The 11849-nt window shown below is 71.9% G+C and carries 14 protein-coding genes; 4 read left to right on the top strand and 10 right to left on the bottom strand.

Features of this window, described 5'->3' with window-relative positions; genetic code table 11:
• The 5 genes from G6039_RS30235 to G6039_RS02475 form a co-directional block, all read right to left on the bottom strand.
• On the bottom strand, window positions 1-378 hold a 378-nt coding region (locus tag G6039_RS30235; RefSeq protein WP_206530651.1), incomplete at its 3' end, for a DUF1707 SHOCT-like domain-containing protein.
• Between the two features lie 83 nt (window positions 379-461).
• Window positions 462-2258 carry an acetyl/propionyl/methylcrotonyl-CoA carboxylase subunit alpha gene (locus G6039_RS02490; RefSeq protein ID WP_006939582.1) on the bottom strand — a complete coding sequence of 599 codons (1797 nt, stop codon included), beginning with the start codon at window positions 2256-2258 and terminating at the stop codon, window positions 462-464.
• A gap of 120 nt (window positions 2259-2378) precedes the next feature.
• Entirely contained in the window at window positions 2379-3821 is a 1443-nt protein-coding gene (locus G6039_RS02485) for a condensation domain-containing protein (protein WP_043801431.1), read from the bottom strand.
• 6 nt (window positions 3822-3827) lie between these two features.
• Entirely contained in the window at window positions 3828-4241 is a 414-nt protein-coding gene (locus G6039_RS02480) for a SufE family protein (protein ID WP_006939577.1), read from the bottom strand.
• Window positions 4238-5131, bottom strand: a complete 894-nt coding sequence (locus G6039_RS02475; protein WP_029544657.1) for a sulfurtransferase — start codon at window positions 5129-5131, stop codon at window positions 4238-4240. Before G6039_RS02475 ends, G6039_RS02480 begins: the two co-directional genes overlap by 4 nt.
• A gap of 93 nt (window positions 5132-5224) precedes the next feature.
• On the opposite strand from G6039_RS02475, the gene G6039_RS02470 reads away from it, so the two are divergent.
• Window positions 5225-5626 (top strand): group III truncated hemoglobin, encoded by a 402-nt coding sequence (locus tag G6039_RS02470; RefSeq protein ID WP_029544655.1) that lies wholly within the window; start codon window positions 5225-5227, stop codon window positions 5624-5626.
• On the opposite strand, the gene G6039_RS02465 is transcribed toward G6039_RS02470, so the two are convergent.
• The 5 genes from G6039_RS02465 to G6039_RS02445 all read right to left on the bottom strand — a co-directional run bounded on the left by G6039_RS02465 (window position 5592) and on the right by G6039_RS02445 (window position 9548).
• Window positions 5592-5954 carry a cupin domain-containing protein gene (locus G6039_RS02465; protein WP_006939570.1) on the bottom strand — a complete coding sequence of 121 codons (363 nt, stop codon included), beginning with the start codon at window positions 5952-5954 and terminating at the stop codon, window positions 5592-5594. The genes G6039_RS02470 and G6039_RS02465 overlap by 35 nt on opposite strands.
• Window positions 5955-5963: 9 nt before the next feature.
• Window positions 5964-6761: a class I SAM-dependent methyltransferase gene (locus tag G6039_RS02460; RefSeq protein WP_029544653.1), complete on the bottom strand. Its 798-nt coding sequence runs from the start codon at window positions 6759-6761 to the stop codon at window positions 5964-5966.
• Window positions 6762-6786: 25 nt separating this feature from the next.
• Window positions 6787-7443: a Maf family protein gene (locus G6039_RS02455; RefSeq protein ID WP_029544651.1), complete on the bottom strand. Its 657-nt coding sequence runs from the start codon at window positions 7441-7443 to the stop codon at window positions 6787-6789.
• Window positions 7444-7445: 2 nt separating this feature from the next.
• Entirely contained in the window at window positions 7446-7754 is a 309-nt protein-coding gene (locus G6039_RS02450) for an acyl-CoA carboxylase subunit epsilon (RefSeq protein WP_006939567.1), read from the bottom strand.
• Between the two features lie 153 nt (window positions 7755-7907).
• Window positions 7908-9548: an acyl-CoA carboxylase subunit beta gene (locus G6039_RS02445; protein ID WP_006939566.1), complete on the bottom strand. Its 1641-nt coding sequence runs from the start codon at window positions 9546-9548 to the stop codon at window positions 7908-7910.
• 117 nt (window positions 9549-9665) lie between these two features.
• On the opposite strand from G6039_RS02445, the gene G6039_RS02440 reads away from it, so the two are divergent.
• The 3 genes from G6039_RS02440 to G6039_RS02430 are packed head-to-tail and all read left to right on the top strand — an operon-like array spanning window position 9666 to window position 11845.
• Window positions 9666-10532 (top strand): biotin--[acetyl-CoA-carboxylase] ligase, encoded by an 867-nt coding sequence (locus tag G6039_RS02440; RefSeq protein WP_043801435.1) that lies wholly within the window; start codon window positions 9666-9668, stop codon window positions 10530-10532.
• 45 nt (window positions 10533-10577) lie between these two features.
• Window positions 10578-11123 (top strand): PH domain-containing protein, encoded by a 546-nt coding sequence (locus G6039_RS02435; protein ID WP_043801438.1) that lies wholly within the window; start codon window positions 10578-10580, stop codon window positions 11121-11123.
• A gap of 38 nt (window positions 11124-11161) precedes the next feature.
• On the top strand, window positions 11162-11845 hold the full coding sequence (locus tag G6039_RS02430; protein ID WP_006939563.1) for a response regulator transcription factor: 684 nt from the start codon (window positions 11162-11164) through the stop codon (window positions 11843-11845).
• The last annotated feature ends 4 nt before the right edge of the window (window positions 11846-11849 follow it).

Raw genomic sequence — 11849 nt, 5'->3', positions numbered from 1 at the left:
GAGAAAGGCCGGCTCGGCCGTGCGCGGTCGTCCGCCGCGGGCTCGGACGGCGAGGACGGCGACGGTGGCGGCGACCGTCGCGCCCGTCATGATCCACACGTTCGGTTCCAGGAGTTGGTAGAACGCGACCAGTCCGAGGACCACCACCGGGACCAGAAGCCACCACCCGCGCCGGTGCCCGTCGGCCCGGCCGGTCACGGTGGGCAGGTCGGTGAACAGGACCGCGAGATCGCGGCGGGTGACGGCGGCGGCGATGCGGCCGCTGCGGTCCTCGAACTCGGTGAGGGTGAGGCGACCGGCACCGAAGTGCTCGCCGAGCAGGCGCTGGGCCTGTTCGCGCTCGGCCGTGCCGATACGGACCTCCGGTGAATCGGCCATATCACCACCCTAGTCCCGGAACGAACGACGGCGCGCCCCGTGAATCCGAGGATTCGCGGGGCGCGCCGTCGCAGGCGGAACTGCTACTTGAGCTCGGCGAGCACCGTGCCCTGGGTGATGGCGGCGCCGGGCTCGACCGACAGGCCGGTGACGACGCCGGCCTTGTGCGCGTTGACCGGGTTCTCCATCTTCATGGCCTCGAGCACCACGATCAGGTCACCCTCGGCGACCTCCTGACCCTCGGAGACCGCGACCTTGACGACGGTGCCCTGCATCGGCGCGGTCACCGCGTCACCGGAGGCCTTGCCGCCGTGGGCGCCGCCCCGCTTGCGCGGCTTCGGCTTCTTGCGGAGCGCCCCACCGGCGGCACCGCCACCGGCGCCGAGGGTGAACTGGCCGGGCAGCGACACCTCGACGCGGCGGCCGCCGACCTCGACGACGACGTTCTGCCGCGGCAGCGCCTCGTCCTCGTCCTCGGGGGCGACCCCACCGCCGGTGTACGGCTCGACGGTGTTCTCCCACTCGGTCTCGATCCACTTGGTGTAGACGTCGAACTTCTCGCCGTCCCCGACGAAGGCGGGGTGCTCGACGATGTGCCGGTGGAACGGGATCACGGTGGCCAGGCCGTCGACCTCGAACTCGGCGAGGGCGCGGCGAGCACGCTCGAGGGCCTGGGTGCGGGTCTCGCCCGTGACGATCAGCTTGGCGAGCATCGAGTCGAACTGGCCGCCGATGACGTCGCCCTGCACCACACCGGAGTCGACGCGCACGCCCGGGCCCGAGGGCTCGCGGTACACGCTGATCGGACCGGGGGCCGGCAGGAAGCCGCGGCCGGCGTCCTCACCGTTGATGCGGAACTCGAACGCATGCCCGCGCGGGGCCGGGTCCTCGGTGAGCTCGAGCTTCTCGCCGTTGGCGATGCGGAACTGCTGGCGCACCAGGTCGATGCCGGCGGTCTCCTCGGTGACCGGGTGCTCGACCTGCAGGCGGGTGTTGACCTCGAGGAAGGACACCGTGTCGCCCTGGACCAGGTACTCGACCGTGCCGGCGCCGTAGTAGCCGGCCTCGCGGCAGATGGCCTTGGCGGACTCGTGGATGCGGCGGCGCTGCTCGTCGGTCAGGAACGGCGCGGGGGCCTCCTCGACGAGCTTCTGGAAGCGGCGCTGCAGCGAGCAGTCGCGGGTGCCGGCGACGATGACGTTGCCGTGCTGGTCGGCGATGACCTGCGCCTCCACGTGGCGCGCCTTGTCGAGGTACTGCTCGACGAAGCACTCGCCCCGGCCGAAGGCGGCGATGGCCTCGCGGGTCGCGGACTCGAACAGCTCGGGGATCTCCTCGATGGTGTGCGCGACCTTCATGCCGCGGCCGCCACCACCGAAGGCCGCCTTGATCGCGACCGGCACGCCGTACTGCTTCGCGAACTCGACGACCTCGTCGGCGTTCTTGACGGGATCCTTGGTGCCGGCGGCCATGGGTGCCTTGGCGCGCTCGGCGATGTGCCGCGCGGTGACCTTGTCGCCGAGGTCGCGGATGGCCTGCGGGGAGGGGCCGATCCAGATCAGACCGGCGTCGATCACGGCCTGCGCGAAGTCGGCGTTCTCGGACAGGAAGCCGTAGCCGGGGTGGATCGCGTCGGCACCGGACTTGCGGGCGGCGTCGAGGATCTTGTCGAACACCAGGTAGGACTCGGCGGAGGTTTGGCCACCGAGCGCGAATGCCTCGTCGGCGAGCTTCACGAACTGGGCGTCGGCGTCGGGTTCTGCGTAGACGGCCACGCTCCCGTAACCGGCATCCTTGGCGGCTCGGATGACCCGCACAGCGATCTCGCCGCGGTTGGCGACGAGCACCTTCGTGATGTGCGCGCTGGCATGACTGGGCACGGAGCCTCCTGTTGATCGATCGTTAGGTTATTGCCGTCTCTGGGAGTGTAGGCGCCAATCCGATAGACGATGTAACCGGATAGCCCCTACACCCTACGGGTCGCCCGGAACCCGGCAACATTACCGGCCGGTAGCGGAAGCGCCCTCGTTCCCGTGTTCCGGCGTGTCCCACTCGCGGCCCTCGCTCGCCTCGTGCATCAATTCCCGGACCCGCTCGACGAACGACGGCACGTTGGCCGCGGCGGTCGGCGTGTCGGGAAACCGGCCCGCCAGGTTCACTCCCTTCGGGCTGCGGTTGAACCACAGGAACACGTCGTGCGTGTAGCTGCGGCTGCGCAGCGTCCGGGCGTTCCACTGCGGCCACTGCGCGGCCATGGGGACGAAGCGAACGTCCATGTAGGACACCAGGAATCGCGGTCGCATGGGTACCTCGAGCAGTTCGCCGACCAGGTCGAACGGCACCCGGGCGCTCGCCCGCGTGCGGCGCAGCTCGGCGCCCGCGCGCGCCGTGAGCGTCGCGAAGTCCGTGGCCCCGGCCGCATCGATGTCGACCGGGCGCAGCCCCACGAACCAGCCGAGGGCCCCGGCCCACATCGGACCGCTGCGGGTGTGGGACGGCGCGATCGTCCGGAACCGGTCGACCCCGGCGAGCTCGACCGTGGCGCGGGCGAGGCACGCGAGCGTGCCGGCGAAGAAGCCGTGCCCGGCCTCCCGGCAGCGGGCGGCGAAGCGGTTGGCCCGGTCGTCGTCGAGCATCCGCGTCGACAGACGGCGCTGCGGCACCGCACCGGCCGGCCGGGGGCCGAGGGGCAACGGGAACTCGGGCATCGCGCCGCCGCCGGCGGTCAGGGCCTCCCGCCAGATCCGCACGGCCTCGTGCTCGCCGGCCAGATCGGCGGCGTCCGCCCGCTCCGCGGCACCGAAGTCGATGTAGCTGCCCACGGGGAACAGTCCGGCCGGCCGGCCGGACCGTTCCTGCTCGTACAGGGCCGTGATCTCGTGGGCGACCAGCACGACCGAGTAGGCGTCGGCGACGGCGTGGTCGGCGGCGAAGAACACCGTGAACGACGCCGCGGACGCGTCCCCGTCCTCGGGCTCGAGGGTGGCGAAGACATACGCCGGCCACGTGTGCGGCTCGGTGCAGTCGGCCAGCAGTTGCTCGAGGTGCTCGCGGATGTCGTCCGGGGCGGACGGCAGGTGCCGGACGTATCGGACCGACACCGCGCCCGGCGGCGCGGTCCGCCGGGTCACGCCGCCGGAGCCGACGGCGCCGTCACCGCTCAGGACGACCTGGCTGCGCAGCGGTTCGTGCCGGTCGATCCACCGCTCCAGGGCGCGCCGGAACGGCTCCTCCTCGAGGCGTCCCGCGACCTCGAAGGCGGTGCCCAGCCACGCGTCCGGGACGTCGCCGTACCGGCTGCCCGCGGTGCGCCGCAGATGTGCCTCGTGCACGTACGACACCGGTCGCGGATCGGTGCTCCAGGCATCCGCTGCGACGCACGGCAGCCATTCGGTCAGTACACCCGCCGGGATGGGGTAGTCCTCGAGTTCGGTGAACTCCATGGCATCTCAGGAACGCAGATGCCGCTTGATGCGCGCCAGCATCGCGCTCATTCCCCGCAGGCGCAGCGGGCTGACCGCGTCGGCCAGCCCGAGGGCCGAGTAGAAGTCGTCGGGCACCTCGAGGATCTGCTCGGCGCTGAGACCGTCGAGCCCCTGATGCAGGATCGATGCGAATCCGCGGGTGGTCGGGGCCTCGGGGGGCGCGCTGAAGTGCAGCCGCACGTGCTCCCGGTCGGCCGTATCGACCGACAGGAACAGCGGCGACTGACATTCGGGGACCGGCTCCATCGCCGCTTCCTCGAGCTCGGCCGGGATCGGCGGGAGTTCCCGGCTGAACTCGAGCAGCAGCTGCAGCTTGTCCTGGCCCTCGACGGCAGCGAAATCGTCGACGATCTCGGCGAGGGGAGCGGGCAGGGTCACCGGGCCGGCACCTCTCCGGGCTCCTCGCCCTTGACGATCGGCACCCGCACCGCGTTGCCCCACTCGGTCCACGACCCGTCGTAGTTGCGCACGTGCTGGTAGCCGAGCAGGTAGGTCAGCACGAACCAGGTGTGGCTGGACCGTTCCCCGATGCGGCAGTAGGCGATGACGTCGGAGTCCGGCGCGATGTCGGCGTAGATCTCCTCGAGCTCGGGGCGCGACCGGAACCGGCCGTCCGGCGCCGCCGCGCGGGCCCACGGGATGGACACGGCCGTGGGGATGTGGCCGCCGCGCAGGGCGCCCTCCTCGGGGTAGTCCGGCATGTGGGTGCGCTCGCCGGTGTACTCCTGCGGGGAACGCACGTCCACGAGCGGGCCCTTGCCGAGATGGTCCAGCACGTCGTCCTTGAACGCCCGGATCGCGGCGTCGTCCCGCTCGACCACCGGGTAGCCGGTGGTGGTGCTCACCGGGATGTCGAGGGTGGTGTCGCGGTTCTCGGCGATCCAGGCGTCGCGGCCGCCGTCGAGCAGGCGCACGTCCTCGTGGCCGAACAGGGTGAACACCCACATCGCGTACGCGGCCCACCAGTTGGACTTGTCGCCGTAGACGACGACCGTGTCGGTGCGGCGGATGCCCTTGCGGTCCATGAGGGCGGCGAACCGCGTGCCGTCGATGTAGTCGCGGGTGACCGGGTCGTTGAGGTCGAGATGCCAGTCGATCTTCACGGCGCCGGGGATGTGGCCGACGTCGTAGAGCAACACGTCCTCGTCCGATTCGACGACCTTCACCTCGGGCGCACCCAGATGGGCGGACAGCCACTCCGTCGACACCAGGCGGGTCGGATCGGCGTAGGCGGCGAAGGACGGGTTGGCGTCGGGCGCGACGGGCACAGGTGGCTCCTGAGGCAGTGGTGACAGTTCGGTGATCGGCAATCCGGTGACGACGAGGTGCGCCGTCGATTCTAGGCGGTACCGTCGGGACACGTGCTGCGCTCCCCGTCCGCCCCGACCGACCTCGCGACGCGCGCCGACATCGATCGGCTCCTGCGCCGGTTCTACGACCGGGCGCTGACGGATCCGGACCTCGAGGCGGCGTTCGCGACGCTGGCCGTCGTGGGTCTCGACGAGCACCTGCCGGTCGTCGGGGACTTCTGGGAGCAGGTCCTGTTCGGCACCGGCCGTTATCGGGGCCGGCTGGTTCCGGTGCACACGGCCCTGCACCGGCAGCACGGTCTCGGCGCGGCGCGCTTCGACCGCTGGGTGCGGTTGTGGACGGACAGCGTCGACGCGCTGTTCGCCGGCGCGAACGCGGACCGGGCCAAGGCGAAGGCGGCCGCGATCGCGGCGGCGCTCAGCGCGCAGCTGGATCGAGCATCGTCAGCATGAGCCGGGACGGCTCGACGGCCCGCACCGCGTGCGGCAGGCGGGTGGTCATGTGCACCACCCCGCCGGGCTCGAGATCCACGGTGCGCCCGTCGGCGGTGACCTGCAGGTGGCCCGTGAGGGCCTGCAGCAACACCGGGAACGCGGCCGTGTGCTCGCGCAGTTCCTGCCCGGCGTCGAACGCGAAGATCACCACGCGGGCGCCCTCGGCCACGAGGACGCGCTGTGGGCGCGGCCGGTCGGGGTAGGGCTCGACGGCGTCGCGGACGTCGGCGAGATACGACAGGGCGGGGGTCGCGGGTTCGGGCTGCGGCGCGGCGGCGGGGCTCACGACCGCAGGCTACCGCGGCTTCGTCGCGACGATCGCCACGGCCGCGATCGACCTGCGGTACGTCGTGAACGTCGCGCGCATGCCCAGCACCCGCGTGCGGGCGTCGCCGTCGCGCAGCACGTTGCGCACGAAGCGCAGGGTGCCGACGACGCCCTCGTCGGCGACGAACCGGGCGGGCTGCAGCAGCGCCATCGGGGCGAGCCGCACGACGTCGACGCTCAGGCCCGCCTCGGTGAGCAGGGTTCGCCACTCGGCGACGGTGAGCGGCCGGGCATTGACCTTGATGGAACGGGCCAGGCCCTGCCGGATCTCCGTCTTCACCGCATCGCCGAGCTCGTCGGGGACGAGGGCGAGTTCGTGGATCGCGTACCGGCCGCCCGGGCGCAGCGTCCGCACGGCCTCGGCGACGATGCGCGCCTTGGCCGCGTCGGTCTGCATGGTGAGCATGGCCTCCCCGACGACGACGTCGGCGCCGGCGTCGGGGAGGCCGGTGGCAGCGGCGTCCGCGACGACGCAGCGGCCGCGGTCGCCGATCGCGGCGCGGGTCAGCTCGGCCGCGGCCTCGTCGTGTTCGACGCCGGTGTACGACAGCGGCGCCAGGTCCAGGATCTCCCGCGCGGTGCGGCCGAGGCCGGGCGCGAGTTCGACGACGTCGCTGCCCTCGATGTCCGCATCCACGAGCAGGCGGGTGGTCATCCCCGCGCCTCCGGGGCGCAGCACGCGCTTGCCGAGCCGGGCGAGCAGCCAGTGGCCGGGCAGGTGTGCGGAGTCGCGCTCGGACATGGGCAGGGCACGGGAATCGCTCATGCCCCGATGCTAAGGCAAGGCAAGCCTAAACTGAAGGGCTTTCGGCCGTGTTCGCGGCCCACAGCCGCGCCACCGACACCCCCACGTCGGCCAGGAGCCGACGCACCAGCGGCAGGCCGATCCCGATCACCGAGGAGGGATCGCCCTCGATGCGCTCCACGAACCAGCCGCCGAGGCTGTCGAGCGTGAACGCCCCCGCCACCTGCAGCGGCTCGCCGCTGGCCAGGTACGCCTCGAGGTCGTCCGCGGTGGGGCGGCCGAAGTGGACGGTGGTGCTGCTGTGGTCGGCGGCCTGGGCGACGACCTCGCCGTCCCGCAGGCGCAGGACGCTGTGCCCGGTGAGCAGGTCGGCGCTGCGTCCCGCCATCGCCCGCCAGCGCTCGCGCGCCACCTCGACCGTCCCCGGTTTGCCCTGCAACTGCCCGTCGACGAGCAGCATCGAGTCGCAGCCCACGACGAGGGTGTCGTCGCCGAGGCTGTCCCGGACCAGGCCGGGCACCACGTCCGCCGCCTTCGCGCGAGCCAATTCGGTGACCACCACCGCGGGCGGTGCCCCGGGACCGAGTGCGGCGGCGAGCGCATCCTCGTCCACCGCGGACACCCGCACGATGGGCGCGACGCCGGCCGACCGCAGCACTGACAACCGGGCCGGGGACGCCGACGCGAGCACCAGCCTCGCCATGATCAGCCCAGGTTCGGGTACGAGTACGGCGAGAACGGCGCCGTCCGGCGGTGCATCCGGGTGGGGTCGCCCCACGTCTCGCGCGGGCGGTCGTCCGCTGCCGGGGCGGCGGACCCGGAGGCCGCGGCGAGCACCGCCACCAGCGCGGCGATCTCGACGTCCGAGGGCCGGCCCTTGACGATCCGGATCGCCGCGGCCGCCTCGGGAGCGGCGGTCTCGGCCGCCGGCGCCGCCGCCGGGGCCTCCTCGGCCGCCGCGACCTCGGTCACCTCGGTGTCGATGATGGTCTTCTCCTCAGCTACCGCAGTCACAACACACCTCCCGGGAGGCTACCGGAGCCGGTGGGCAGGACGCGGGAGCGGGATCGCTGCGCGTTCGAAGTCATGTCGTCCCTCTCGTGGGGTCGTGGCCCGGCCGGCTCGGAAGGACCCGAGCCGGCCGGGATGGTCTCGGCCGTGCGGCCGTCAGAGGGGGATGTTCCCGTGCTTCTTCGGCGGAAGCGTGACCATCTTGCGCTCGAGCAGCCGCAGGGCCGCCACGATCTGCCCGCGGGTGTGCGACGGCGGGATGACCGCGTCGACGTAGCCCCGCTCGGCGGCGACGTACGGGTTCACCAGGGTGTCCTCGTACTCGTTCTGCAGCTCGAGGCGCAGCGCGTCGACGTCCTCGCCGTTCTTGGCCGCCTCGAGCAGGCGCTTGCGGTAGACGAAGCCGACGGCACCGGAGGCGCCCATGACGGCGATCTGCGCGGTCGGCCAGGCCAGGTTGACGTCCGCGCCCATGTGCTTCGAGCCCATCACGTCGTACGCGCCGCCGTAGGCCTTGCGGGTGATGACGGTGATCTTGCCGACAGTGGCCTCGCCGTACGCGTACAGCAGCTTGGCGCCGCGGCGGATGATGCCGTTGTACTCCTGCTCGGTGCCCGGCAGGAAGCCCGGCACGTCGACGAGCGTGACGATCGGGACGTTGAACGCGTCACAGGTGCGCACGAAGCGCGCGGCCTTCTCCGACGCGTCGATGTCCAGGCAGCCGGCGAACTGGGTCGGCTGGTTGGCGACGATGCCGACGGACCGGCCGTCGACGCGGCCGAAGCCGACGATGATGTTCTGGGCGCGCTCGGCCTGGACCTCGAGGAACTCGTCGTCGTCGAGGAGGCGACGGATCACCTCGTGCATGTCGTACGGCTGGTTCGCCGAGTCGGGAATCAGCGTGTCGAGCTCGATGTCCTCCTCGGTCAGCGACTCCTCGATCGACCCGAGGATCGGGTCGGTCGGCTCGGTGCGCGGCGCGGCGGCCTGGTTGTTGCTCGGCAGGTAGGACAGCAGGTCCTTGACGTAGTCCAGGGCGTCCTGCTCGCCGTCGGCGACGTAGTGCGCGACACCGGACTTGACCATGTGGGTGTGCGCGCCGCCGAGATCCTCCATGGTGACGTCCTCACCGGTGACGGTCTTGATGACGTCGGGACCGGTGACGAACATCTGGCTGGTCTGGTCGACCATCACCACGAAGTCGGTCAGGGCGGGGGAGTAGACGTGTCCACCGGCGGCCGGGCCCATGATCAGCGAGATCTGCGGGATCACCCCGGAGGCCTGCACGTTGCGGTGGAAGATCTCACCGTAGAGGCCGAGCGAGACGACACCCTCCTGGATGCGCGCGCCCGCCCCCTCGTTGATGCCGATCAGCGGGCGGCCGGTCTTGAGCGCCAGGTCCATGACCTTGACGATCTTCTCGCCGTAGACCTCGCCGAGGCTGCCGCCGAAGACGGTCGCGTCCTGCGAGAACACGCACACGTCGCGGCCGTCGATGGTGCCGTAGCCGGTCACGACGCCGTCGCCGACCGGGCGGTTCTCGGCCAGGCCGAAGTTGGTGCTGCGGTGCCGGGCGAGCTGGTCGAGCTCGACGAACGAGCCCTCGTCGAGCAGCGCTTCGATGCGCTCGCGGGCGGTCAGCTTGCCCTTCGCGTGCACCTTCTCGACGGCGGCCTCACCGCTCGGGGCCTGAGCCTGAGCCTGGCGATTGCGCAGGTCCGCCAGCTTGCCGGCAGTCGTGTGGATATCGGGCGTACTCGCCGCCTCGGGCGCGGACGGCTCCTGGACAGTGGTCATGGCCCATTAGCTTAGCGAGCGTCAGTCAGCGATCGCGCACCGAGGCCCCGCTTGTGTTGAATCATTGAACTGAAGCTACCGGCGAGTACGTTTCGCTGCCCATCCTAGGCTGTGCGGATGCCCACCGAACCCGAACCGCAGCGCCCGCCCGTCGACCCCGCGCCCGTGCGGCGCGAGCTGGATGCCGCCCGGCTGCGCGCCGCGCTCGTGCGTGGCGCCGACCCCGACGCGTTCTACCGGCGCCTCGACGTCGTCACCGAGACCGCCTCGACCAACGCCGACCTGCTCGCGGCCGCCCGCGAACCCGGAGCCGACCGCCGCGTCCTGCTCGCCGAGTTCCAGCACGGCGGCCGGGGCCGGCACTCGCGTGGATGGACCGGTGTTCCCCGCGCCCAGGTGATCGTCTCGGTGCTGCTGCGCATGCCCGGCATCGACCTCGCCGACCTGGGCTGGCTGCCGCTGCTGGCCGGCATCGCCACCGTCGACGCGATCCGCTCGGTCACCGGAGTGGACGCCGAACTGAAGTGGCCCAACGACGTGCTCGTCGAGGGCCGCAAGGTGGCCGGCATCCTCGCCGAGGTCGCCGGCACCCACCCCGAGCCCGTCGTGGTGGTGGGCATCGGCCTCAACGTCTCGCTCACCGAGGACGAGCTGCCGGTTCCCACCGCGACGTCGCTCGCGCTCGCCGGGGCGACCGAACTCGATCGCACCGCACTCGCCGAGGCCCTGCTGCGCGAACTCGGCCGCCGGTGGGAGCAGTGGTACGTCGCGGGCTGGGACGTCGCCGGGCTGGCCGCTGCCTACCGCGACCGGTGCGGCACGCTCGGCCGCCGGGTGCGGGCGGTCCTGCCGGGCGACACGGAACTGCACGGCGTCGCGGTCGACATCGACGAGCAGGGCCGCATCGTCATCACCCCGGACGACGGTGGCGAGCCGATCGCGGTGTCGGCCGGGGACATCACCCACCTGCGCCCGGTGTCCTGACCCGGCGCGGGCGCCCGGCGCCGCGGCTGTGCCATCGTGTCCGGCATGGGATACCCGGAGGACGCCCTCGCCCCCGAGGAACGGCTGCTGCTGCACCGGCACCCGCACTGGAAGATGCTCATCGTGCCGGCGGCGATCTTCCTGGTCGCCACCGCGCTCGCGGGATTCCTGCTCGGCCTGAGCCAGGCCCGGCTCGACGGCTCCACCGCGAGCACGCTGACGATCGTGCTCGCGGTGCTGTGGGCGGCGATCCTCGCGTGGCAGTGCCTGGCGCCGCTCGTGAGCTGGCTGTCGACCCACTTCATCGTCACCGACCGGCGGGTGCTCGTCCGGCAGGGCGTGCTCACCCACTCCGGCATCGACATCCCGATGGGCCGCATCAGCAACGTGCAGTTCCGGCACGGCCTGCTGGACCGGATCCTGCGCACCGGCACCCTCGTCATCGTCTCCGCGGCCGACGATCCGCTCGAGTTCGACGACATCCCCGACGTGCAGCGCGTGCATGCCCTGCTGTACCAGCAGGCGTTCCACGCCGACCCGGCGCGGGACCGGGAACCCCGACCCGACGGGCCGAGTCGCAAAGCCTGGTAACGCGCCGGACGGCCGGTGCCGATCCGTACGCTGGATCCGTGACCGCAGTCCTGCTCGCCGAAGACGACGAAGCCATCGCCGCGCCCCTGTCCCGGGCGCTGGGCCGGGAGGGATACGACGTCACCGTCGAACAGACCGGTCCCGCCGCGCTCGAACGGGCCCTGTCCGGTGACTACGAACTGCTCATCCTCGACCTCGGGCTGCCCGGCATCGACGGCCTCGAGGTGTGCCGGCAGATCCGGGCCCACCGCTCCGACCTCGCCGTCCTGATGCTCACCGCCCGTACCGACGAGGTCGACTTCGTCGTCGGCCTCGATGCCGGCGCCGACGACTACGTCGGCAAGCCCTTCCGGCTCGCCGAACTCATGGCCCGGGTCCGGGCGCTGCTGCGCCGCCGTGGCGGCGGCGAGCCCGAGGACATCGTCGAGGTCGCGGGGATCCGGCTCGAGCGGGCGGCCCGGCGCGTGCTCGTCGACGGCTCCGAGGTCACCCTCGCCAACAAGGAGTACGAACTGTTGCGGGTGCTGCTCGAGCACGCCGGCCAGGTGGTCTCGCGGGACGTGATCCTGCAGGAGGTGTGGGGCGACGCCGACCTGCGCGGGTCCAAGACTCTCGACATGCACATGTCCTGGCTGCGCCGCAAGATCGGTGACGAGGGCCCGGCCGGGGAGCGGCGCATCGCCACCGTCCGCGGCGTCGGCTTCCGCCTGAACACCGACTGACGGG

Origin of the sequence: Rhodococcus aetherivorans (assembly GCF_011058165.1) — a bacterium.
Taxonomy (GTDB): domain Bacteria; phylum Actinomycetota; class Actinomycetes; order Mycobacteriales; family Mycobacteriaceae; genus Rhodococcus; species Rhodococcus aetherivorans.
The sequence above is the reverse complement of the archived record's forward strand: the minus strand, read 5'-3'. Positions and strand labels throughout refer to the sequence as shown.